The sequence below is a fragment of the Kushneria aurantia DSM 21353 genome (genome assembly GCF_000382245.1).
GTDB classification, from domain to species: domain Bacteria; phylum Pseudomonadota; class Gammaproteobacteria; order Pseudomonadales; family Halomonadaceae; genus Kushneria; species Kushneria aurantia.
In genome coordinates, this window is record NZ_KB907888.1 from 1 (window position 1) to 24,334 (window position 24,334).

Consider the following 24,334-nt stretch of genomic DNA (forward strand, 5'->3'; position numbering starts at 1 on the left):
TGTCGCCTTGGTTTTCACCTTGAGCCACAACCTCCGGCTTTGCCGGACTCGGTGCCAGGCTTCCCCGGTTACTGCACCGGCTCCCTGTTAACGATGCCACCCTCAAGCACAACACAGGTCTGACTGAGTATTGGGCGTCGCGCTATTTTGCACGCTTACCCACCTGTGCTGCCGAAGCAGGTTCACTTGCGTTGTGTACCGTTAACTTCCTATGGCTTCCTTTAGACCCCACCGTTGGCCAGTGACGCCCTTGCCAGTCGGATTGTCTTCCCCTCAGTCGGGGTGACGACACCTTCTTTCAGGTGTCCGGGTTTGCCGGCTTCGCCGGGCAAACAAAAAACCCCGCTCGCTATAGCGAACGGGGTTTTTTGCGAATATCTGGCGCGCCCGGGAGGATTCGAACCTCCGACCACCTGATTCGTAGTCAGGTACTCTATCCAGCTGAGCTACGGGCGCAGATTAAAAGCAGGAAACAGGAGTGGCGCGCCCGGGAGGATTCGAACCTCCGACCACCTGATTCGTAGTCAGGTACTCTATCCAGCTGAGCTACGGGCGCGTGAGATATCCTGCTTGTGATCTAATGTCGTTTTTCGGTGTCAATCAACCGACATCAGACTTACCGAAAATGGCGGAGAGGGAGGGATTCGAACCCTCGATAGGGCTATAAACCCTATACTCCCTTAGCAGGGGAGCGCCTTCAGCCGCTCGGCCACCTCTCCTTGATCGGTACGGCGCGCATATTACCGATTGTACCTGTCGATGTCCAGCCCCGAGTCAAAAACTTTACGATATTCAATCAATTCGGCCGACATCGTGCATCTCACGGAAGATGCTCAACCTTTATTGCCGCCCTCGTCGGTTTCGGTTTCGACCCGCTCCTGCTGGATGCGCTGGTAAATTTCCTCGCGATGAACCGAGACATTACGCGGCGCATTGACGCCAAGGCGCACCTGGTTGCCCTTGACGCCCAGTACAGTGACGGTAATTTCATCGCCGACCATGAGTGTCTCGCCTACCCGGCGAGTCAGTATAAGCATGCTGACCTCCTTATCATTGCCTCTCCCTGCTGTTTTCTGGCCCGCTTGCATACCAAAGCACGTAAATATGACGGCCTGGTATTATGCGCCAGGCGATCGCTTTATCCAACCTGAGTTAAAAACCAGTGGCTCGATTTACTCTGCCGAGAGGATGAAGCCGGCTTTCGATCAGTGCCATCCGCTTCGTCCACTATGGCGTTCAAGCCTGTCTACAGCGCCTAGTGCTGGTTTTTCTCTTCGTTGACATCGTCCCGGTCAAGACCGAAAGCGGTATGCAGGGAGCGCACTGCCAGCTCAAGGAATTTCTCGTCGATAACCACCGAAATCTTGATTTCCGAAGTAGACACCATCCGAATGTTGATACCTTCGTCGGCCAGCACGCGGAACATCTTTGTCGCAACACCGGCGTGAGAGCGCATGCCGACGCCGACCAACGACACCTTGACGATCTTGTCGTCGCCGCGAACTTCACCACCGCCGAGTTCGGGGATCACCTTCTCCTGCAGAATGCGCTGGGTCTGACGAAAATCACTTTTCGCCACGGTGAAGGTAAAGTCAGTGTAGTCGCCGGCAGGCGCCACGTTCTGGACGATCATGTCCACTTCGATATTGGCATCCGAGATCGGACCCAGAATCTGCGAAGCCACACCCGGCACGTCGGGCGTGTTGAGCACGGTCAGCTTGGCTTCGTTCTGATTGAAGGCGATACCCGAAATCAGCGGCTCTTCCATATCGGTAATCTCTTGCTCGGTGGTAATCAGGGTACCCGGTCCCTCCTCGAAGGAGGAGAGCACACGTAGCGGTACGTTGTATTTACCGGCGAACTCCACGGCGCGAATCTGCAGCACCTTCGAGCCCAGACTGGCCATCTCGAGCATCTCCTCAACGGTGATGCTGGAGAGGCGCCGGGCCCTGTCGCAGACCCTCGGGTCGGTGGTGTAGACGCCGTCGACATCGGTATAGATCTGGCACTCGTCGGCGCCCAGCGCCGCCGCCAGCGCCACTCCGGTGGTATCCGAGCCACCACGCCCCAGGGTGGTAATGTTGCCTTCGGCATCGACACCCTGAAAGCCGGCGACCACTACCACCTGCCCCTCGTCGAGATCTTCACGAATCTCGTCGGTCTCGATGCGCTGAATGCGCGCCCGGGTGTGGGCACTGTCGGTCTGAATGCCGACCTGAGCGCCGGTATAGGAGGTAGCCCGTACGTTCAACTGCTGCAGCGCCATGGCCAGAAGCGAAATGGTGACCTGTTCGCCGGTCGACACCAGCATGTCCATTTCGCGCGGCGTGGGCTCCTCGTTGATCTGCGAGGCGAGCTCGATCAGGCGATTGGTCTCACCGCTCATGGCGGAGACCACGACCACCACCTGGTGGCCCTGATCGCGAAAGCCCTTGACCTTCTCGGCTACCGCCTTGATTCGTTCGACGCTGCCCACCGAAGTGCCGCCGAATTTCTGCACGTAAAGCGCCATAGTGCTTCCTGTTGTGATTTATTCCTGAATCCTGTGCCGGAGATTACCGCCCGAGCCGGTCGGCAATCCATTGGCGCGCTGCCGCCAGGGCGTCGTCCAGCCCCGCCACATCGCTACCGCCAGCCTGCGCCATATCGGCCCGGCCACCACCGCGACCGCCGACCTGCGGGGCGATGGCGCCCACCAGCTGCCCGGCGTCGATGCGCGCGGTGAGATCCTTCGTCACCCCGACGATCAGGTTGACCTTGTCGTCACCGGCCACGCCCAGCACCGCCACGCCGGAGCCGAGACGATTTTTCATCTGATCCATCACGCCGCGCAGCTCCCTGGGGCTGACGCCCTCCAGACGGCGCGTCAGCACCTGCACGCCGGCGATCTCCTCGGCCTCGTCGAGCATGTCGTTACCCGCCTGACTGGCCAGCTTCGAACGACTGCGCTCCAGCTCGCGCTCCAGATCTCGATTGCGCTCGACAAGCGCAGCCACTTTCGCTTCGAGCTGCTCGGGCCGAGTGCGCAGCTCATCGGCCAGCCGCGCAAGCTGATCGCGCTGAGATTCAAAGCGCGCCAGCGCCGCCATGCCGGAGAGCGCCTCGACGCGGCGCACGCCGGCCGCCACGCCGGACTCACCGATCAGCTGTACGGGACCGACATCACCGGTGCGCGGCACATGAGTACCGCCGCAAAGCTCGATGGAGAAGTCATCGGTACCCATCGTCAGCACCCGCACGCTTTCGCCGTATTTGGCCTCGAACAGCGCCTGCGCGCCCAGCTCGCGCGCCTTGTCGAGACTCATATGCCGGGTGGTCACCGGGGTATTGGCCAGCACCTGTCGGTTGACGATGTGTTCTACCTCGCGAAGCTGCTCCTCGGTGACCGCTTCCATATGGCTGAAATCAAAGCGTAGACGCTCATCGCTGACCAGCGAGCCTTTTTGTTGTACGTGATCGCCCAGCACCCGCCGCAGCGCCTCGTGCAGCAGATGGGTGGCGGAGTGGTGGCGCATGATCGCCTGACGCCGCTCGGCATCGACCTGCGCGGTGACAGGCGAGGACACCGGCAGTACGCCCTCGACGACCTCGCCGAAGTGAACGCTGTGACGGCCGCGCTTTTGCGTGTCGCGTACCGCAAAACACACTCCCTCGAGAGTCAGCGTGCCGCAGTCGCCCACCTGGCCGCCGGCTTCGGCGTAGAAAGGCGTGCGGTCGAGCACCACCGCCCCGCTCTGCCCCGCCTCGAGCCGCTCGACCCGCTCGCCATCGTCGTTGAGCAGGGCCCGCACCTCGGCCTCGCCGGTGAGATGTTCATAGCCGATGAAGGTACTCTCCCCTTCCAGCTCCAGCTGCACCTCGAGCCGGGCGCCAAAGCGACTGGCGGCGCGAGCACGGCTGCGCTGTGCCTCGAGTTCGCGCTGAAAGCCCACTTCGTCGAGCATGATGTCGCGCTCGCGGGCGATATCGGCGGTCAGATCGAAGGGGAAGCCGTAGGTGTCATAGAGTTTGAAGATGGTCTCGCCATCCAGGGTGGTACCGGTGAGCGATGCCAGCGCCTCGTCAAGCAGGCGCATGCCGTGATCCAGAGTGCGCGCGAACTGCTCCTCTTCGCGCAGCAGCGTCTTCTCGATCAGCTCACGGCGTTCGCGCAGCTCCGGGTAGGCCTCACCCATCTCCGCGTCGAGCGCTCCCACCAGCCGATAGAAGAAGGGTTCGCGCACGCCCAGTTTGTGGCCGTGGCGCACCGCGCGGCGGATGATACGCCGCAGCACGTAGCCGCGCCCTTCGTTGGCGGGGATCACGCCGTCGGCGATCAGAAAGGCACAGGAGCGGATATGGTCGGCAATCACCCGCAGCGAGGGCTGCTGAATATCGTTCTGGCCGGCGATTTCGGCCGCCGAGGCGAGCAGGCGGGCAAACAGGTCGATCTCGTAGTTGGAGTGCACGCCCTGCATGACGGCAGCGATACGCTCGAGCCCCATGCCGGTATCGATCGAGGGGCTGGGCAGCGGCGTCATCTCTCCGGAGGCGTCGCGGTCATACTGCATGAAGACCAGGTTCCACACCTCGATGTAGCGATCGCCATCCTCGTCGGGACTGCCCGGGGGGCCGCCGGCAACCTCCGGGCCGTGATCGTAGAAGACCTCCGAGCAGGGACCACAGGGACCGGTATCTCCCATCTGCCAGAAGTTGTCTTCATCCAGCCGCGAAAAGCGCTCGGAGCTGACACCGATTTCGTCGAGCCAGATGGCGGCGGCCTCGTCGTCACTCTCATGCACCGTGACCCATAGTTTCTCCGCCGGCAGACCGAGGGTGCCGGTCAGAAACTGCCAGGCGAAGTTGATCGCCTCGCGCTTGAAGTAGTCACCGAAGCTGAAATTGCCCAGCATCTCGAACAGCGTGTGGTGACGCGCCGTGTAGCCGACGTTGTCGAGATCATTGTGCTTGCCGCCGGCCCTTACGCAGCGCTGCGCCGAGGTGGCACGCACATAGGGGCGCGGGTCACGACCCAGAAACACGTCCTTGAAAGGCACCATGCCGGCGTTGGTGAAAAGCAGCGTGGGGTCGTTGTCGGGCACCAGCGAGCTGGAGGGCACCCGGGTGTGTCCGTGGTGTTCAAAGAATTCCACAAACGCTTGTCGTATCTCGGCGCTTTTCATGCTCTTTCCGTAAAACAATGGATCGGATAATCAGGGGACGCAGGGCGGCCGCCGGCGGTACACGCGCGGCCGGGGTCGATCAATACGGGCGCACGCACCCGGCCCTTTGGTCACTCAATGTATCAGTATGCCGCACCCGGGCGCGAATATGGCCTGTGTAAATATTGTCGGCGACTGCACAAGACCGGGGCGAATGGCGGGATGGAATGGGAGGGAGAGAAGATGCTGCCCCGAGTGGATTTACGCTTCGCCGTCGAGGCTTTCCAGCGCATGACGGCTCTGCTCGCCGTCAAAGCCGCGCGAGGCGAGAAAGCGCTGACGCTTCGCACGCGCCTTCATATCCGCGCCCGGCGTAGAGAAACGCCGCGCCAGCGCCTGCGCTGCCAGCTCGAACCAGTCGACGTCACTCTCGTCAAGCGCTTCACGCACCAGCTCCCGGTCGATGCCGCGAGCGGCCAGCTCGGCGCTGATTTTGCGCGGCCCCTGTAGCCTGCCGATTCGCGAACGTACGAAATGTTCGGCAAAGCGCGCATCGGACTGCAGATTGTCGTTGGCCAGGCAATCGAGCGTCGCCTCCACCTCGTCGGCGTCGTGATCGTGACGCAAAAGCCGCTCGCGCAGTTCGGCGCGGCTGTATTCGCGCCGCGCCAGTAGCCCAATGGCGCGCTCGTGCGGCGTCGTGTCGGTCATCGAGGTTTTCCCTTCGGCTTACAGGCTCGACCTGGCCACAACGAAGGGCGCGTTCGTTGAACGCGCCCTGCTGTCTCGACATGCGGCTTCCTCGACATGCGGTTTCGACCCCTTCAAAAGATCAGAGCAGGTCGTCGCTCTCCGGCCCCGCATCGGCCGACGCCTCGGCTTCGGCGGGCTGCTCCTCGTCCGCCTCTTTGGTCTGCGGCGTGGTCAGCAGCTGGCCGCGGATGGCATCCTCGATCTCGCGCATCGTTTCGGGATTGTCCTCGAGATACTGAGCGGCGTTGGCCTTGCCCTGACCGATCTTGTTGCCCTTGTAGCTGTACCAGGCCCCGGCCTTGTTGACCAGGCTGCACTGCACGCCCAGGTCGATCACCTCGCCGGCGTGGTAGATCCCCTTGCCGTAGAGAATCTGGAACTCCGCCTGACGAAACGGCGGCGCCACCTTGTTCTTGACCACCTTGACGCGGGTCTCGTTGCCGATCGCCTCGTCGCCCTGCTTGACCGAACCGGTACGGCGGATATCGAGACGCACACTGGAGTAGAACTTGAGCGCGTTGCCGCCGGTGGTGGTTTCCGGGTTGCCGAACATCACACCGATCTTCATGCGGATCTGGTTGACGAACATCACCATGCAGTTGGCGTTCTTGATGTGGCCGGTCACCTTGCGCAGCGCCTGCGACATCAGACGCGCCTGCAGCCCCACGTGAGAGTCCCCCATTTCGCCCTCGATTTCGGCGCGCGGGGTGAGCGCCGCTACCGAGTCGACGACGATGACGTCGACGCCGCCGGAGCGCACCAGCATGTCGCAGATCTCCAGCGCCTGCTCGCCGGTGTCGGGCTGCGACACCAGCAGGTCATCGAGATTGACGCCGAGCTTTTCGGCGTAACCGGGGTCGAGAGCGTGCTCGGCGTCGATGAAAGCGCAGGTCTTGCCCTGTTTCTGCGCCTGGGCAATGACCGATAGCGTGATGGTGGTTTTGCCCGACGCCTCGGGGCCGAAGATCTCGACGATACGGCCGAACGGCAGACCGCCCACACCAAGGGCGATATCGAGCCCCAGCGAGCCGGTCGAAACCGCCGGAATCGCTACTCGCGGGGCATCGCCCATGCGCATGACGGCCCCCTTGCCGAACTGCTTTTCGATCTGGGAGAGAGCGGCGTTGAGCGCCTTCGAACGGTTGTCATCCTGTGCCATGCCAATGCCTCCGGTCGGATCAGTCCGGCATTTCAGTGCCGTACATCTGTATGCTTGTCCAGTATTCTAACCCAATAATGGCGCGACGTCATATCCCGTCAGGCCCAACGCAGCGTCAACGGTTTCATTCGAAAGGAGACTGCTCGAGCCGCGCAATCAGCCCTTCGAGCGCCAGCCGCACCGCCTCGCGGCGCACCTCGAGGCGCTCGCCGGCAATACGGTGGCACTGCGCCTGGCTCTGGGTAGCGGTGCCCCAGGCCAGCCATACCGTACCCACCGGTTTTTCGCTGGTGCCGCCGCCGGGACCGGCGATACCGCTTATCGCCACGCCCAGATCGGCGCCGCTGTCGCGGCAGGCGCCACGCACCATTTCGTGTACCACGGTCTCGCTAACCGCGCCGAACAACTCCAGCGACACCTGTGATACGCCCAGCAGGCGCTGCTTGGCGCTGTTGGCGTAGGTCACGTAGCCGGTTTCAAAGCAGGCCGAACTGCCGGCGATATCAGTGATCGCCCGCGCCACGCCACCGCCGGTGCAGGACTCGGCGGCGGTCACCGTCACGCCCTGCTGCTCGCAGAGGGTGCAGAGCCGGCTCGCCAGCGCCTGAATGCCTGATGCCTTTGCCATGGTGAGACTCGCTCACATCAAGATGGGAAAATGCCCATCATGATAAACGAAGGTGTTGCCGGAAGGCAGGCCTGTCGAATAGCCGTCGCGTTTTGTCACGCCACCGGCGGCCGGTTCGTGATAGCCTCGTGGGTCGATTTTATCTCTTCTCCGACAGGGCCTTTTCACGTGGCAGGCAGCAGCGATTCACAGCATACGCCGATGATGGCGCAATATTTTCGCATCAAACGCGAGCACCCCGAGGTGCTGCTGTTCTATCGCATGGGAGATTTCTACGAGCTGTTCCACGACGACGCGCGACGCGCCGCCGAGCTGCTCGATATCACCCTGACCGCCCGCGGCAGCTCCAACGGCGCCCCCATCCCGATGGCCGGTGTGCCCTATCACAGCGCCGAGAGCTACCTCGCGCGGCTGGTGCGCCTCGGTGAGTCGGTGGCGATCTGCGAGCAGATCGGCGATCCCAACACCGCCAAAGGGCCGGTAGAGCGCCGCGTGGTGCGCATCGTCACCCCCGGCACGCTGCACGACGAGGCCCTGCTCGACGAGCGCCGCGACAACCAGGTCGCCGCCCTCTACCCGGAGGGCCAGCACTGGGGGCTGGCGTGGCTGGAGCTCTCCAGCGGTCGCTTCTGCGTGCTGGAGGCCGACAGCGAAGCCGATATGCTGGCCGAGCTGGAGCGCATCGACCCCGCCGAACTGCTGCTGATGGAGAGCATGACACTGCCGCAGCGCCTCGAACAGCGCCGCGGCCTGCGCCGTCAGAGTGACTGGCACTTCGATCTCGAGACCTCGCGACGGCTGCTGTGCGATCAGCTCCAGGTGCAGAACCTCGCCGGCTTCGGCTGCGAGCATCTGCCACGGGCGCTGACCGCCGCCGGCGTATTGATCGACTATGTGCGCGACACCCAGCGCTCGGCGCTGCCCCATATCACCGCCATCGGCGTCGAGAGCCGCGACGACTCGGTGGTGATCGATGCCGCCAGCCGCCGCAACCTGGAGATCGACCGCAACCTGACCGGCGGCAGCGACAATACCCTCGCCGCCGTTCTGGATACCACCGCCACCGCCATGGGCGGGCGACTGCTGCGCCGCTGGCTCAACCGGCCGCTGCGCAACCGCGGCGAGATCAATGCCCGCCAGCACGCCGTTACCCTGCTGGACGAAGCGGATCATATCGAGCGCTTCGGCGATACGCTACGTGGTATCGGCGATATCGAGCGCATCCTCGCCCGGGTGGCGCTGCTCAGCGCCCGCCCGCGCGACCTGGCGCGGCTGCGCGACGCCCTCAATGCCCTGCCGGCACTCGCCGAGCGGCTGGCGACCTTCACCGAGGGCAGCACGCTGGACGAGCTGGCACGCCATATCGTGCCCTGGCCGGAGCTGGCCGATACTCTCAGCCGCGCGCTGGTCGACAATCCGCCGGTGGTGATCCGCGACGGCGGCGTGATTCGCGAGGGCTTCGACGACGAACTCGACGAACTACAGGCGCTGCACGAAAACGCCGGCGACTACCTGGTGAAGCTGGAGACCCGCGAACGCGAACGCACCGGCCTGGCAGGCCTCAAGGTGGGCTACAACCGGGTCCATGGCTACTACATCGAGATTCCCCGCGCCCAGGCGCGGGAGGCGCCGGCCGACTACATTCGCCGTCAGACGCTGAAAAACGCCGAGCGCTTTATTATCCCCGAGCTCAAGGAGTTCGAGGATCGCGCCCTGTCGGCCCGCACCCGCGCGCTGGCGCGCGAAAAACTGCTTTATGACAGCCTGCTGGAGGCACTTAACGCCGAGCTGACGCCGCTGACGCGGATGGCGCAGGCGCTGGCCACCCTCGATGTGCTGACCGCCTTCGCCGAACGCGCTCGCAGCCTGTCGCTGGTGCGCCCGCAGCTGCGCGAAGCGCCGGGCATGGTGATTCGCGAAGGCCGCCATCCGGTGGTCGAGCAGGTCAGCGAGCACCCCTTCGTGCCCAACGATCTCGCCTTCGAGGACGACACCCGCATGCTGGTGATCACCGGCCCCAATATGGGCGGCAAGTCCACCTTCATGCGCCAGAATGCGCTGATCGCCCTGCTCGCCCATACCGGCTGTTTCGTGCCCGCCGCCAGCGCCGAGATCGGCCCCATCGACCGCATCTTCACCCGCATCGGCTCCTCCGACGACCTCGCCGGGGGCCGTTCCACCTTCATGGTGGAGATGACCGAAACCGCCAGCATTCTGCACAACGCCACCGCCGAGAGTCTGGTACTGATGGATGAGATCGGTCGCGGCACCAGCACCTTCGACGGTCTGTCGCTGGCCTGGGCGGCGGCCGAGCACCTCGCCGCCAGCCGCGCCTTTACCCTCTTCGCCACCCACTACTTCGAGATGACCTCACTGGCCGAGCAGCTGCCGGAAGTCGCCAACGTCCACCTCAGCGCCACCGAACACAACGACGGTATCGTCTTCATGCATCGCGTCGAACCCGGCCCCGCCAGTCAGAGCTACGGCCTGCAGGTGGCGCAGCTGGCCGGCGTACCGCGGGCGGTGATCGAGCGCGCCCGAAAGCGGCTGAGCGAGCTGGAGACGCAGGAGTTCAGCCCTGCATCCACGCCCCCTGCAGCGCCGGGAGCGCCGGAATCAACCACAGTGCCACAGCAGAACGACCTGTTCGCCAGTGCACCGCATCCGCTGATCGAGGCGCTGGAGCAGCTCGATCCGGACAGCCTGTCGCCGCGCGAGGCGCTGGCTCTGCTGTACGAGTGGCGCGCACGCCTCTAGAATAGGCGCCCGCCTGCGCTACATCTTTCACGCCGCTGACAGGAAGTCGGCGGCGCATGTTTCATCAGGAGTTCGTCACATGACCTTCGTCGTCACCGAGAACTGCATCAAGTGCAAATATACGGACTGCGTGGAAGTCTGCCCGGTCGACTGCTTTTATGAGGGCCCCAATTTCCTGGTGATCCATCCCGACGAGTGTATCGACTGCGCGCTGTGCGAGCCGGAGTGCCCGGCCGAGGCAATCTTTTCCGAGGACGAGCTGCCCGAGGGCCAGGAGAAGTTCATCGAGCTCAACGCCGATCTGGCCGAGGAGTGGCCCAATATCAACGAACGCAGCGACCCGCCCGCCGATGCCAACGAGTGGAACGGCGTGCCGGGCAAGCTGGAAAAGCTGGAGCGCTGACGCCCCTTCCCAACCCCACAAAACCGGCCTTTGTGTCGGTTATTGAAACCAAAAAAGGCGGCCCTGGGGCCGCCCACTGCATCCTGCTTCCTTGAGCCTGTCCGTTTGCTCCGGGTCCCTTGGCGCCTTCCATGCAGGGAGATCGAATCCATTCGATACCCGGCGCGCCATTAAAAAAAGAAGATTTTGTGCTGTCCCGTCACCTTGCGTGACGGTCATCGCCACTGCCTGCGGCAGTTGGCAAAGGGCCTGTTCCATTGGCCCGGACGAGAAATTTATTGCGGATCAGGTCTGTCCCGCAGATGTTTTTTCCGCTCAACATCCCTTGCGACATTGACGACCTTTCCGGGTAGTAGAGATTGATAAATCTCCGCCGTCATCGACTGAGTCTTATGGTGGGTGCCGGGCTGCCGGGGGGTCAAGCGACTGATACAGGATTCGTAAAATTCAAGCACTCATGCATTAAAAAATCCGGTCGCACCCACGACCGGATCAAAATAATTGATTGAGGTGTGCTCAAGGCGTCACATTATTGTCCTTTCACCTCTTTCACACCGCGCCAGGGCACGCTGTCGCCAAGCTGCGCTTCGATCATCAGCAGGCGGTTGTATTTGGCCACCCGGTCGCTGCGCGACAGCGAGCCGGTCTTGATCTGACCAGCGCAGGTCCCCACGGCGAGATCGGCGATGGTGGTATCCTCGGTCTCACCGCTGCGGTGCGAGATGATCGTGGTATAGCCGGCGTCCTTCGCCATTTTGATGGCATCCAGCGTCTCGCTGAGCGAGCCGATCTGGTTGAACTTGATCAGAATCGAGTTGCCCACGCCCTTGTCGATACCCTCGCGCAGAATGCGCGTGTTGGTCACGAACAGGTCGTCGCCGACCAGCTGCACACGGTCGCCGAGGCGGTCGGTGAGCATTTTCCAGCCATCCCAGTCGGACTCGTCGAGCCCGTCCTCGATGGAGACGATGGGATACTGCTCGACCAGCTCGGCCAGGTAGTCGCAGAAGCCTGCACTGTCGAAGCGCTTGTTTTCGCCGGAGAGGCTGTACTGGCCATCCTTGTAGAACTCGGTAGCAGCACAGTCGAGCGCCAGCGTCACGTCGCTGCCCAGCTGATAGCCGGCATCGCTGACCGCCTGCTTGATCGCGGCCAGCGCATCGGCGTTGGAGTCCAGATTGGGCGCGAAACCACCCTCGTCGCCCACGGTGGTGGAAAGGCCGCGACCGCTCAGCACTTTCTTCAGCGCATGGAAAATCTCGGCGCCCATACGCAGCCCTTCGCGGAAGTTTTTCGCTCCCGCCGGCTGCACCATGAACTCCTGGATATCGACGTTATTATCGGCGTGCTCACCGCCGTTCATGATGTTCATCATCGGCAGCGGCATGCTGTACTGCCCCGGCGTGCCGTAGAGCTCGGCGATATGGGCGTAGAGCGGCATTTTCTTCTCGCTCGCCGCCGCCCGTGCACAGGCCAGCGACACGGCCAGAATGGCGTTGGCGCCCAGTTTCTCCTTGTTGTCGGTGCCGTCCAGTTCCAGCATCGCCTTGTCCAGCGCACGCTGGTCGGCGGCGTCCATGCCCTTGAGGCGGTCACGAATCACTGTATTGATCGATTCGACCGCCTTCAGCACGCCCTTGCCCAGATAGCGGCTCTTGTCGCCATCGCGCAGCTCCAGCGCCTCGCGCGAGCCGGTGGAAGCGCCGGAGGGCGCATAGGCCTGTTCGACCACACCACCGGACAGGGTAACGGTTGCCATTACGGTAGGGTTACCACGGGAGTCGAGCACTTCGAGCCCCTGGATATCGACGATTTCAGCCATTCCATTCCTCCTTTTACGGATTGAGCGGCGCCCGGCGCGAGGGCCGGACACCGATAAGGAAGCGTTTCAGAACTGCTGCTTCACCGACAGCAGGTTGCCGCAAGGGCGCTGTAAACCCTTCCCCGGGCGCTACTTTCGACATCCTGTCGAAAGACCCTTGCTTCAACCTGCTATCGACTCCGTCACAACCGATGTTTTGAAATACGCTCCAGAACATCGACAAGCATAAGGGAGACGCCCGCCGCTCGCCATGCCGCTCGGTCTCAGTCGCCACGAGCGAGCGGCACAGCGCAGAACGCCGACTCACGGCCGGCGTCGAATGTCTCAATCGATGTCGATGGAAGCGAGGTTTTTGACCACCGCATCGAGCATTTTGAGCTGTTCGAGAAACGCGTGCAGCCGACCCAACGGCAGCGCACAGGGGCCGTCACACAGGGCGCTGTCGGGGTCCGGATGGGCCTCCACGAAAAGCCCGGCAAGGCCGGTGGCAACCCCCGCACGGGCCAGCTCCAGCACCTGCCGGCGGCGGCCGCCGGCGCTGTCGCTGCGCCCGCCCGGCTGCTGCAGCGCGTGGGTGACGTCGAACAGCAGCGGATAGCCACTGCGCTTCATCTCGCCGAAGGCGAGCATATCGACCACCAGGTTGTTGTAGCCGAAGCTGGTGCCGCGCTCACACAGCAACAGCCGGTCATTGCCGGCCTCCTCGCACTTGCGCACGATATGGCGCATCTCGTGGGGGGCAATGAACTGCGGTTTCTTGAGATTGAGCACCGCGCCGGTTTGGGCCATTGCCACCACCAGGTCGGTCTGACGGCCCAGAAAGGCGGGCAGCTGAATGACGTCGCACACCTCGGCCACGGCGCGCGCCTGGCCGGGCTCGTGAACATCGCTCAGCACCGGCACGCCGAAGCGGCTTTTGATCTCGTCGAGAATCGCAAGCCCCTTTTCCAGCCCCGGGCCGCGAAAGGAGTGGATGGAACTGCGGTTGGCCTTGTCGAAGCTGGCCTTGAACACCCAGGGCATGCCCAGTGCGGTGGTCGCCTGCTGCCAGGCGTCGGCCACCTCGATCGCCAGTTCGCGGGATTCGAGCACGTTCATGCCGCCGAACAGGGTCAATGGCCGGCGATTGCCGACCGTCAGGCCGGCGATATCGATCTCGCGCTGGATAGACTGATCACTCATGGTCGCGCTCCTGTTCACGCCCGCCGCTGTGCTTGAGACGCGTGGTGCGATGCGCCAGCGCCGCGTTGACAAAGCCGGTAAAGAGCGGATGGCCATCGCGCGGCGTAGAGGTGAATTCGGGATGAAACTGACAGGCCACATACCAGGGATGATCGACCAGCTCGACCATTTCCACCAGTGACTGATCGACGCTCCTGCCGGAGATAATCAGCCCCGCCTGCTCCAGCTCGGCAACGAACTGGTCGTTGATTTCGTAGCGATGACGATGGCGCTCGACGATCGTCTCGCTGCCATAGACCTCGCGCGCTCTTGTGCCTTCGGCCAGCACGCAGCTCTGGCCCCCGAGGCGCATGGTACCGCCCAGATCGGAGGACGCATCGCGGGTCTCGATGCGCCCCTCGGGGGTGATCCACTCGGTGATCAACCCTACCACCGGGTGGCGCGTGTCGTGGGTGAACTCGGTGGAGTTGGCGTCCTGCCAGCCGGCCAGGTGGCGGGCGAACTCGATCACCGCCACCTGCATGCCGAGGCAGATGCCCAGATAGGGCACACCGTGTTCGCGGGCGAAACGCGCCGTGGCGATCTTGCCCTCCACGCCGCGCGAACCGAAGCCGCCGGGCACCAGGATGGCGTCCTTGCCCTCGAGGCGTTCGACGCCCTCGCGCTCGATCACTTCCGAGTCGACGTACTCGATATTGACCCGCACCCGGGTCTGAATACCGGCGTGGATCAGCGCTTCGTTGAGCGACTTGTAGGCATCCAGCAGCTCCATGTACTTGCCGACCATGGCGATATTGATGGTCTTGAGCGGGTTGAGCTTGGCATCCAGCACCCGCACCCACTCGGCCAGATCGGCGGGCTCGGCCTCGAGGCGCAGCTTGTCGCAGACGATATCGTCGAGCTGCTGATCGTGCAGCATCAGCGGAATGCGGTAGATGGTGTCGGCATCCTGGATGGGGATGACGGCGCGCTCCTCGACGTTGGTAAACAGCGCGATCTTGCGCCGCTCGCCCGCCTCGATCTCCACTTCGCTGCGGCACAGCAGAATATCGGGCTGAATGCCGATCGAGCGCAGCTCCTTGACGCTGTGCTGAGTGGGCTTGGTCTTGGTCTCGCCGGCGCTGCGGATATAGGGCACCAGGGTCAGATGCATGAACAGCGCGCGCGACGCCCCCACCTCGGTGCGCAGCTGGCGAATCGCCTCCAGAAAGGGCAGCGACTCGATGTCGCCGACGGTACCGCCGATCTCCACCAGCGCCACGTCGTAGCCCTCGGCGCCCGCCTTGACGCGGCGCTTGATCTCGTCGGTGATATGCGGGATGACCTGCACCGTGCCGCCCAGGTAGTCGCCGCGGCGCTCCTTGCGCAGCACGTGCTCATAGACCCGGCCGGTGGTGAAGTTGTTGGCCTGGCTCATGCGCGAACGGATGAAACGTTCGTAGTGGCCCAGGTCGAGATCGGTTTCGGCGCCATCCTCGGTGACGAACACCTCGCCGTGCTGGAAGGGGCTCATGGTGCCCGGATCAACGTTGATATAGGGGTCGAGCTTTAAAATCGTGACCTTCAGGCCACGGGCTTCCAGAATGGCAGCCAGAGAGGCGGCGGCGATGCCCTTGCCTAGAGAAGACACAACGCCACCGGTCACGAAAATATATCGCGTCGTCATGGGGAACCTGTTGATGAAGCTTGGCCGGGGGTTGGCGCACCAGAGCGGTGAACCAGGATGGGAAGCCAGTCTACCCGAAAGCGTCGGGAGGCTCAATTTACCCCGGCGCTACTTCTGCACTTCGCGGCGCAGCCGCAGCGGCGGCGCGCTCTGCTTCACCCGGCGAGTGACGATGTAGGTGAAATAGCGCTTGATGGCGAGATCGTCGACCAGCCACTGATCGACGAGACGCTGGTACTGATCGATGCTCTCCGCCTCGATCAGCAGCAGATAGTCGACCCCGCCGCCCACCGCCACGCAGTCGGTCACCTCGGGAGTGGCTTTCATGGTGCGCTCGAAGCGCTCGAAGACCGCCGCGCTGTGCGTCTCCAGTTCGATCTGCACCCATACGGCAGTGAGATTGACCCGTACCCGGTCGCTGATACGCGCCTCATAGCCCTCGATGATGCCGGCGCGCTCCAGCCGCCTGACCCGCTCCCAGCAGGGGCTGACCGAGAGGTTGATCGCCTCGGCCAGCCGCGACTTGGTAATGCGCCCGTCGCCAGCGAGGATCTCCAGAATGCGCAGATCGAACTGGTCGAGTTTCATCGCTCCAGCTTATCGACGATTTCGCCGATCACCACGATGGTGTCGCCCATCGACACCCGCGCCGGAAAACGCCGCGCCAGCACCAGACCATCACGCGCCGCGCGGTACTCGACCGGCGCCACCCCGGTGCGGTTGATGTCGTAAAGGCGCGCCACCACCTCGCCCTCGCGCACCGTACCGCCCAGCGCGCAGGTCATCTCCAGAAGCCCCTCGTGCTCGCTCTGCACGTAGCAGGAGGCATCGGGCATCTCGACATACTGCTGGCGTGACGGACGCTGAATCTCGCCCTCGATGATGCCGGTGAAGATCAGGAAATTACGCACACCGCGTTCGCTGATCTCGATACTGCCCGGCGTCGAGGTACCGCCGCCGCCCAGTTCGGTGGTCACCAGCACCTTGTGCTGATTCTCCACCGCGGTGTCGTAGAGCGCCGCGGCGTCCAGCTCATACATCATGATGGCGGTGGCAGCGCCGAAATCGATGGCGCCCTGCAGACTCCTGCGCTCCAGCTCCAGATCATCAAGGCGGTGGGCGGCGGCAAACGGCAGGATATCCAGGGTGCGGCCACCGGAGTGAAGATCCAGCGCATAGTCGCACAGCGGCACCAGGTAACGGGTGAAATAGTCGGCGATCTGTTTCGTCGGCCCGCCATCCGGGTCGCCCGGAAAGCTGCGGTTGAGATTGCCGCGATCGAGCGGCGAGGTGCGCCGTCCGACATCGGCGGCGGGCTTGTTCATCATCGGCACGATAATCACCCGGCCGCTGACCTCCTCCGCCGTCAGCCGATTGGCCAGCTTCAGCAGCGCGGTAATGCCCTCGTACTCGTCGCCATGGTTGCCGCCTGTCAGCAGCGCCGTAGGCCCCTCGCCATTTTTGACCACCGTGACGGGGATCATCACCGCGCCCCAGGCGGACTCGTCGTGGGAGACCGGCAGCTTGAGAAAGCCGTGCTGAACGCCGTCGGCGTCGAAATCGACGGTGGTGGAAATGGGGCTTGGACGCATGAAAGTCTCCTCTCGGGCGGCTCGACAGGCCGCGCGGATTGGGTGATGGGCCAATGAAGGCTACTTGACGAACAGCTGGCGCGGAAAATGGCTGAGGGTTTCCGGCTCGCTTTCGGTAATCAGAATCGACTCGGTGATCTCCAGGCCCCAGTCGTCCATCCACATGCCGGGCATGAAGTGAAAGGTCATGCCGGGTTCGAGCACGGTCTGGTCGCTGGGGCGCAGGCTCATGGTGCGCTCCCCCCAGTCGGGCGGATAGCTCAGGCCGATCGGATAACCGCAGCGCGCGCCGCCGCGATCAAAGCCCCACTTGTCCATGGCCGCCCCCAGCGCCATCGCCAGATCGCAGCAGCGGTTGCCCGGGCGCGCCAGTTCGAGGCCGTTCTCGATGCCCTCCAGCAGCGCCGACTCGCCGCGCAGGAAATTGCGCGGCGGTCGGCCCAGAAAGACGGTGCGCGACAGCGGCGCATGGTAGCGCTTGTAGACGCCGGCGATCTCGAAAAAGGTGCCTTCGCCGCTGCGAAAGGGAGTGTCATCCCAGGTAAGGTGCGGCGCAGCGGCATCCTTGCCGGTGGGCAGCAGCGGCACAATGGCGGGATAGTCGCCGCCGTTGCCATCGACACCCTCGACGCCGGCGCGGTAGATCTCCGCCACCAGAGTGCTCTTGGGCAGGCCCGGCTCGACCATATCGAGAATGCGCGCATGCATCTCGTCGACGATGCGCCCGGCCATTTTCATGTACTCGATCTCGGTGGGCGACTTGATCGCCCGACACCAGTTGACCAGACCGTTGGCATCGACCAGCGACGCCTCCGGCAGGTTGGCCATCAGGCTGAGGTAAGCCTTCGCCGAGAAGTAGTAGTTGTCCATCTCCACGCCGATGCGCCCGCGATGCCACTGCCACTGCGGCATGATCGACTGCGCCAGATAGTCCATCGGGTGCATTTCGGGGTTCTGCACGTAGTAGTCGGGGTACCAGGCGACGTTGCGCTCCGGGTCCATCCAGCAGGTGCGCACCGCCCCATTACCGTCCTGGCGACGGCCGTACCATACCGGGTCCTGATCGAAACTCACCAGCACGCACTGATGGACATAAAAGGACCAGCCGTCATAGCCCGTCAGCCACGCCATGTTGGAGGGATCGGAGACGATCAGCAGATCCAGCTCCGCGCGTGCCATGGCAGCGCGCACGCGGGATAGACGCTCGGCATACTCCTCGCGCGAAAAGGGCAGTTCAATGTCGTTCATCAGCGCTCGCTCACATGTCCCGGTTGGCCCGGCATTTGTTGTGGTGATGTGCCCTGCGCGCAGGGCCCGGTATCTTCACTGCGCGCCGACAGCACCACCACCGTGGAGTCTGCACCGCAGTACGCAACAGGGTAAAGCCCTGACGCCTGCCGATGTACCGCTCGGGTGTTTGTATCTCTGATTATAGACAGGGGCTGAAGTTTGCCTGCGGCGCTGCCGATAACCAACACACATAAGTGGATCGCGCGCTATCTCAAAGCAGAAGACCTATCTGTCGCGCGTCGTCGTGCCTATCTCAATTCAGCAACGGCATGGAAGCCCGGAGACCCGATAATGAGCGACGCCAGTGTCGATACACGCGCGGAAAAACCCGCTACCGCGCAGACGCCAGAAGACTATTTTCGAGCCGCCATCGATCGCGCTCAGGCGGTAATCGAGTTCACCCCTGAAGGCATCATCCTTGACGCCAACCAGAACTTCCTGGCCACCATGGGCTATGAACTCGACGATATTCGTGGTCAGCATCATCGCATCTTCTGCGACCCGGAGGAGATTATCCGTCCCGAGTATCGCGCCTTCTGGCAGAAGCTGGGCCGCGGCGAGTTCGAAACCGGCGAATACCGCCGCATTGCCCGGGGCGGCCGGGAAGTGTGGCTGCAGGCAACCTACAATCCCATTTTCGACGAGCACGACCGACCGGTACGGGTCATCAAGTTCGCCTCGGATATTACCGAACAGAAGCGTCGTGACGCCGAGTTCGAAGGCAAGGTCGAGGCGATCGGTCGCGCCCAGGCGGTGATCGAATTCGATCTTGAGGGGTATATCCTCAGCGCCAATGACAACTTCCTGAAAACGGTCGGCTATCGTGCCAGCGAAGTGCTGGGCGAGCACCACCGCATGTTCTGCGAAGAGTCATTCTGGCGCAGCGACGCCTATCAGGACTTCTGGAAGCGGCTGGCCCGCGGCGAGTTCATCCACGGCGAGCACAAGCGCCTGCGCAAGAACGGCGAGGAAGTGTGGCTGCAGGCCAACTACAACCCCATCCTCGATGCCAACGGCCGCCCCTACAAGATCGTCAAGTTCGCCACCGATATCACGCAGCGTAAACTGGAAAATGCCGAGTTCGAGGGCAAGGTCGAGGCCATCGGGCGCTCCCAGGCGGTGATCGAATTCGATCTGGAAGGCTATATTCTCGCCGCCAACGATCTCTTTTTGCGGGCCAGCGGCTACCGGGTGGAAGAGATCGTCGGCGAACATCACCGCATATTCTGCGAACCCGACTACGCCGAAAGCGATGAATACTATCGCTTCTGGGAGGAACTGGGCCGCGGGCGCTTCAAAAGCGGCGAGTTCCGCCGGCGCACCCGTGACGGCAAGGAGCTGTGGCTACAGGCCACCTATAACCCCATCCTCGATATGTCGGGCAAGCCCTTCAAGGTGGTCAAGTTCGCCACCGACATTACCGAAAGAAAGCGCCAGACGGCCGACTTCGAAAGCCGCCTCAACGCCATCGACCGTGCCCAGGCAGTGGTCGAATTCGACCTGCGCGGCAATATTCTGACCGCCAACCGCAACTTCCTGCACACCATGGGCTACACCCTGGAGGAGATCGAGGGGCAGCATCACCGTATCTTCTGCGACAACGACTACATCGTCAGCACCGAATACCGCGATTTCTGGCAGAAGCTGGGTAACGGCGAGTTTCACAGCGGACGTTTTTTGCGGCGTGGCAAATTCAATCGCCGGGTATGGATTCAGGGCACCTACAACCCCATCCTCGATGCCAATGGCCAACCCTACAAGGTGATCAAGTTCGCCACCGATATCACCAGCCAGGTCGCGCTGGAAGAAAATATTCGCGATCAGGCCGCGGCGATGAGCGACAGCGTGGTCAGGCTCAACGCCTCGATCAACGCCATCGCCGAAAACAGTCGACTGACCCAGCAGCTGGCGCAGCAGACCCAGCAGGAAGCGCATCGCGGCAGCGACACCCTGAGCCGCTCGGCAACCGTCATGGAGGCGATCCGCAAATCCTCCGAGGATGTCGACGCCATCGTGCAGGTGATCGGCGAAATCGCCAGTCAGACCAACCTGCTGGCGTTCAACGCCGCCATCGAGGCGGCGCGCGCCGGTGAGCACGGCCTGGGGTTCTCGGTAGTGGCCGATGAGGTGCGCAAGCTGGCGGAAAAATCCGCTGACGCCACGCGCCGCATCGACCGTCTGCTACACGACTCCAATCGCCATATCGAGGAGGGCAACAAGGTCACCCGTGAAGCGCTCTCCTCCTTCGAGCGCATTGTCGCAGGCATCGACAATACCGGCGCCTCGATCGACGAGATCAGTCAGGCGACCCGCGCCCAGCTGGAAAACGCCGAACTGGTGGAGCGCTCGATCCATCAGCTCAACGACGCCACCAGCCACAATTCCGGCCAGGCGGGAGGTGGCAGGACATGAATGGCGCGACGCCGGCAAAGCACTCCCTGGGAATTTTCGAACTGGATCGTGGCCGCGTCGCACTGCCTATCGAGCTGCTATGCGAGGTGATACACCGACCACCAAAGCTCACTGCCCCGCCTCGCGCGGCGCCCTTTGTGCTCGGCATGCTCAGCCTGCGCGGTCAGCTGCTGCCGGTGGTCGACCTCGCCGGGCTGCTCGATATCGCCAGCAAAGAGGCATCCGGGACCGACATCCTGGCCATTGTCGAGTGGCGCGAGCAGCGCTTTGCACTGCGCATGAGCGCCGTCGGCGATATTGTCGAGCCGGCGCTACAGTCACTGAACGCCGGCAATGCCCTGACGCCGGCGGCTTTCAGCGATCCACAAAGCGGCGAGCCGGTCTACCTGCTCGACTTCGACGCCCTGATGGCGCTGGAGGGCATGCAGGCGGTGCAGACACAGGCCGGCTGTGGTCATGTGCCCTCCTCGTCGTCAACGGGCCGCCTGAGCGCGCGCGCTTTGATTGTACGCTGCGGCGACCTGCAGCTCGCCCTGCCCAGCGCCATGGTGGACGAAATTCAGCCGCTGGCGGAGATCGCCCCACCGGTGGTCAACGCACGCGGCCTGGTCGGCACCGTCACCCTGCGCGGCCGGCAGCTGGCGCTGTTCAGCCCGCGACCGCTGCTTTGTCAAAAACCGCCCCGGCAGGATGACAATATCATGATGGTGGTCGTCACCATTGACCGGCAGCCGCTGGCGATGGCGGTCGAAAGCGTGGTCAGGATGGTCGACTACGATACCGGCGCCGTGCTGGCGCTGCCCGACCGACAGGAGAGCTGCACCAGTATCATCGCCGGGCTGTTGCCGCATGCCGAGCTGGGCGAATCACTGCTGCTCGACGCACAACAGCTCGCCGAGGAGCAGGATCTGCTGTCGCTGGCCGCCCTCTACGCCCGGGCATATCAGGAGCGGCAGCAGGAGAGCAGCCAGTGGCGACGTTTCGCCTTCGTCCATTTCGAGGCCGAAGGGCAGTTCGTCACCCCGCTGGAACAGTTCAATGAAGTGATGGCGATGCCTTCGCACTACACGCCGGTGACCCATAGCGACCCGGCCTGGCGGGGTGTCGTGTCGCACCGCGAACGCCTGCTGACGCTGATCGACCTGCGTCAGCTATTGGGCCATCCGGGCGGCAGACCCGCACAGGAGGTGCTGGTCGTGGAGAGCGGCAGCACCCTGATCGGCTTCATGGTCGAACAGACCCGCCGCATCGAGTATATCCACGCGCCCGCCGACAGCCTGATCATCCGCTGGCGCGGCGACCAGGAGCCCGACGCCCTGCCTGTCGAACAGTGCAAGCGGCTGGTCATTCTCGGCCATGGCAGCCGCAAGCGCGTGCTGTCGGTGCTCTGCCTGGAGTCGCTGGCGGCGCTGCTGACCCATGACGCAGAAGCCGTCAACTGCCGACTGATCGACGGTCAGGCGCGCAGTGCCGCCGCCATGACCGACACCAACCGCGAATAAAGTTTTGGCACTGTCGCCGCGATTGGGGATGATGGGGGACTCGCATCACCCGTTGGAAGTCAGCACATGATCAGAACCTACAGTCTCGACAAGCACACCATTCAGGAGTTCAGCGAGGATGCGCTGCCGCAGAGGCTGTCCCGGGCGACCTGGGTTGACGCCCACGAACCGGATGACCTGGAGCGTCAGGCGCTCACCCCCTTTCTGGCCGACGAGCTGCCCGAAAGCACCGATGTCGAGGAGATCGAGTCCTCGGCGCGCTACTTCGCCGACGCCGATGGCCTGCACGTTTACTCGCTGTTTCTATCGCGGGTCGAGGGCAAGCACCAGAACACCACCGTCGCCTTTATTCTGCAGCCACAGCGGCTGATTACACTGCGCGAGGATGATCTGGCCGACTTTCGCCTGCTGCGGCTGCGCGCTCGGCGCGGTCAGGTCGAGGCGGACTCGCCGCGAGCACTGATGCTGACCATCTTCGAGCAGAAGGTGGAAAACCTTGCCGACGGCGTGGAGGACATGCACCGCGACCTCGAACAGATCAGCCACCTGGTGCTGGAGGTCGAGGATTCGGATCTGGAAGAGGCCATCGACGGTCTCGCCCGCGCCGAGGACAGCGTCGGCAAGATTCGCCTGTGCCTGATGGATACCCAGCGCTCACTGAACTTTCTGCTGCGCCATCTGCGCCGCTATCCGGAGCTGCAGGATCAGGCGCGTGAGATCCTGCACGACATTGACGCCCTGACATCGCACAACACCTTCCTCTCTGACAAGGTCAACTTCCTGATGGACACCACCCAGGGGTTCATCAATATCCAGCAGAACCAGATCATCAAAATCTTCTCGATCGCCTCGGTGGTTTTTCTGCCCCCTACCATGATCGCCAGCATCTACGGTATGAACTTCGACATCATGCCGGAACTGCACTGGTCGTTCGGTTATCCACTGATTCTGGGCATCATGGTACTGTCGGGGATCTCGCCCTATCTCTACTTCAAGCATCGCGGCTGGCTCTGAACGCCGCCCCCGAGGAGCTTCACCCCTTGCGAATCCTGATTCATACCCCGGAAGCCGAAGCCTGGCGCGAAGCGCTGGTCATGCAACTTGGCGACGCTCCCTTCGACGCCGAAATCGTCACCACCGAGACGGCCGGTGAACTGCCCGCCGACTACCTCATTGCCTGGAAGCCGCCCGCCTCACTGCTGGCCGCACAGGACAGCCGGCTGAAGGCGATCTTCAATGCCGGCGCCGGCGTCGATGCGCTGCTGGCCAATCCCGAACTGCCCGCCGACGTGCCCATCGTGCGCCTGCGCGACGCCGGCATGGGCGAGATGATGGGCGACTACCTGCTCTACGCCCTGCTGCACTTTCAGCGCGACATGGACCACTACCGCGCGCAGCAGCAGGCGCAGCACTGGCAGGAGCAGCCACTGGCAGACAAAAGCGCCTGGCCGGTGGGCATTCTGGGGCTGGGCACGCTGGGCAGCGTCGCCGGCCGCTGGGTGCATCGCTGCGGCTACCCGGTACGCGGCTGGAGCCGCGCACCCAAAAATCTCGACGGCATCGACAGCTTCCACGGTGACGCCGGGCTGGATAAGATGCTTGCCGATAGCCGAATGCTGTTCAATCTGCTGCCGGACACCCCCGCCACGCGCGGCCTGCTCAACGAGCGCCGGCTACGCCGGCTGATGCCGGGTGCGGTGGTGGTCAACGCCGGGCGCGGCGCAACCCTGGTGGCCGACGACCTGCTCAAGCTGCTTGATGAAGGCCATCTACGCGGCGCGCTGCTGGATGTCTTTGCCGAAGAGCCGCTGCCGGCGACACATCCGCTGTGGCACCACCCGAGGGTCATCATCACCCCTCACGTCGCCGCACCGACACCGCCCGGCCCCGGCGCCGAGCAGTTCGCCGCCGACCTGCTGGCGCTGGCACGCGGCGAGCGGGTCGAGACCGTCGCGCGTGACTGAGGCGTCTCGGGCGGGCAAGATTGTGCCAGCGCAGTCGTAGCGGCTTGCCTGACGCCATATTGG

At 63.4% G+C, this 24,334-nt stretch carries 18 protein-coding genes and 3 tRNA genes; 6 read left to right on the top strand and 15 right to left on the bottom strand.

The features are described 5' to 3' along the window. Positions 1-379: 379 nt before the first annotated feature. The 9 genes from H146_RS0115165 to H146_RS0115205 all read right to left on the bottom strand — a co-directional run bounded on the left by H146_RS0115165 (position 380) and on the right by H146_RS0115205 (position 7,681). Positions 380-456, bottom strand: a tRNA-Arg gene (locus tag H146_RS0115165). Positions 457-479: 23 nt separating this feature from the next. Then, positions 480-556, bottom strand: a tRNA-Arg gene (locus tag H146_RS0115170). A gap of 70 nt (positions 557-626) precedes the next feature. Beyond that, a tRNA-Ser gene (locus H146_RS0115175) sits at positions 627-719 on the bottom strand. A gap of 114 nt (positions 720-833) precedes the next feature. Beyond that, positions 834-1,037, bottom strand: a complete 204-nt coding sequence (gene csrA, locus H146_RS0115180) for a carbon storage regulator CsrA (protein ID WP_019952738.1) — start codon at positions 1,035-1,037, stop codon at positions 834-836. Between the two features lie 218 nt (positions 1,038-1,255). After that, positions 1,256-2,512: an aspartate kinase gene (locus tag H146_RS0115185; RefSeq protein WP_019952739.1), complete on the bottom strand. Its 1,257-nt coding sequence runs from the start codon at positions 2,510-2,512 to the stop codon at positions 1,256-1,258. Positions 2,513-2,555: 43 nt separating this feature from the next. Continuing rightward, the gene (gene alaS / locus H146_RS0115190) at positions 2,556-5,162 is read right to left on the bottom strand and encodes an alanine--tRNA ligase (protein WP_019952740.1); all 2,607 of its coding nucleotides are present in this window, start codon (positions 5,160-5,162) and stop codon (positions 2,556-2,558) included. A 240-nt stretch (positions 5,163-5,402) separates the two neighbouring features. Next, positions 5,403-5,852, bottom strand: coding sequence for a regulatory protein RecX (locus H146_RS0115195; RefSeq protein ID WP_019952741.1), 450 nt, complete (start codon positions 5,850-5,852; stop codon positions 5,403-5,405). 121 nt (positions 5,853-5,973) lie between these two features. Continuing rightward, on the bottom strand, positions 5,974-7,053 hold the full coding sequence (gene recA, locus H146_RS0115200) for a recombinase RecA (protein WP_019952742.1): 1,080 nt from the start codon (positions 7,051-7,053) through the stop codon (positions 5,974-5,976). A 124-nt stretch (positions 7,054-7,177) separates the two neighbouring features. Further along, positions 7,178-7,681 carry a CinA family protein gene (locus H146_RS0115205; RefSeq protein ID WP_019952743.1) on the bottom strand — a complete coding sequence of 168 codons (504 nt, stop codon included), beginning with the start codon at positions 7,679-7,681 and terminating at the stop codon, positions 7,178-7,180. A 201-nt stretch (positions 7,682-7,882) separates the two neighbouring features. Here H146_RS0115205 and mutS point away from each other — a divergent pair, with 201 nt between their 5' ends. Together mutS and fdxA are read left to right on the top strand one after the other, a co-directional pair. Next, a complete protein-coding gene (gene mutS / locus H146_RS0115210; protein WP_019952744.1) occupies positions 7,883-10,438 on the top strand; it encodes a DNA mismatch repair protein MutS in 2,556 nt (851 codons plus the stop codon). Between the two features lie 79 nt (positions 10,439-10,517). Continuing rightward, positions 10,518-10,841: a ferredoxin FdxA gene (gene fdxA / locus H146_RS0115215; protein WP_019952745.1), complete on the top strand. Its 324-nt coding sequence runs from the start codon at positions 10,518-10,520 to the stop codon at positions 10,839-10,841. Between the two features lie 529 nt (positions 10,842-11,370). Here fdxA and eno read toward each other — a convergent pair. The 6 genes from eno to doeA all read right to left on the bottom strand — a co-directional run bounded on the left by eno (position 11,371) and on the right by doeA (position 18,351). Then, positions 11,371-12,663: a phosphopyruvate hydratase gene (gene eno, locus H146_RS0115220; RefSeq protein WP_019952746.1), complete on the bottom strand. Its 1,293-nt coding sequence runs from the start codon at positions 12,661-12,663 to the stop codon at positions 11,371-11,373. A gap of 324 nt (positions 12,664-12,987) precedes the next feature. Further along, entirely contained in the window at positions 12,988-13,845 is an 858-nt protein-coding gene (gene kdsA, locus H146_RS0115225; protein ID WP_019952747.1) for a 3-deoxy-8-phosphooctulonate synthase, read from the bottom strand. Next, positions 13,838-15,511 (bottom strand): CTP synthase, encoded by a 1,674-nt coding sequence (locus H146_RS0115230; protein ID WP_019952748.1) that lies wholly within the window; start codon positions 15,509-15,511, stop codon positions 13,838-13,840. Before H146_RS0115230 ends, kdsA begins: the two co-directional genes overlap by 8 nt. Positions 15,512-15,619: 108 nt before the next feature. Then, the gene (locus H146_RS0115235) at positions 15,620-16,099 is read right to left on the bottom strand and encodes an Lrp/AsnC family transcriptional regulator (RefSeq protein WP_019952749.1); all 480 of its coding nucleotides are present in this window, start codon (positions 16,097-16,099) and stop codon (positions 15,620-15,622) included. Next, entirely contained in the window at positions 16,096-17,103 is a 1,008-nt protein-coding gene (gene doeB / locus H146_RS0115240; RefSeq protein WP_019952750.1) for a N(2)-acetyl-L-2,4-diaminobutanoate deacetylase DoeB, read from the bottom strand. Before doeB ends, H146_RS0115235 begins: the two co-directional genes overlap by 4 nt. 60 nt (positions 17,104-17,163) lie before the next feature. Then, a complete protein-coding gene (gene doeA, locus H146_RS0115245) occupies positions 17,164-18,351 on the bottom strand; it encodes an ectoine hydrolase DoeA (RefSeq protein WP_019952751.1) in 1,188 nt (395 codons plus the stop codon). Positions 18,352-18,684: 333 nt separating this feature from the next. Between doeA and H146_RS0115250 the strand changes: the two genes are divergently transcribed. From H146_RS0115250 to H146_RS0115265, 4 genes are all read left to right on the top strand, one after another. Next, positions 18,685-20,805, top strand: coding sequence for a methyl-accepting chemotaxis protein (locus H146_RS0115250; RefSeq protein ID WP_019952752.1), 2,121 nt, complete (start codon positions 18,685-18,687; stop codon positions 20,803-20,805). Next, a complete protein-coding gene (locus H146_RS0115255) occupies positions 20,802-22,307 on the top strand; it encodes a chemotaxis protein CheW (protein WP_019952753.1) in 1,506 nt (501 codons plus the stop codon). Before H146_RS0115250 ends, H146_RS0115255 begins: the two co-directional genes overlap by 4 nt. A gap of 66 nt (positions 22,308-22,373) precedes the next feature. After that, the gene (corA, locus tag H146_RS0115260) at positions 22,374-23,321 is read left to right on the top strand and encodes a magnesium/cobalt transporter CorA (protein WP_019952754.1); all 948 of its coding nucleotides are present in this window, start codon (positions 22,374-22,376) and stop codon (positions 23,319-23,321) included. 26 nt (positions 23,322-23,347) lie between these two features. Beyond that, positions 23,348-24,271 carry an NAD(P)-dependent oxidoreductase gene (locus H146_RS0115265; protein ID WP_019952755.1) on the top strand — a complete coding sequence of 308 codons (924 nt, stop codon included), beginning with the start codon at positions 23,348-23,350 and terminating at the stop codon, positions 24,269-24,271. Positions 24,272-24,334 lie beyond the last annotated feature (63 nt).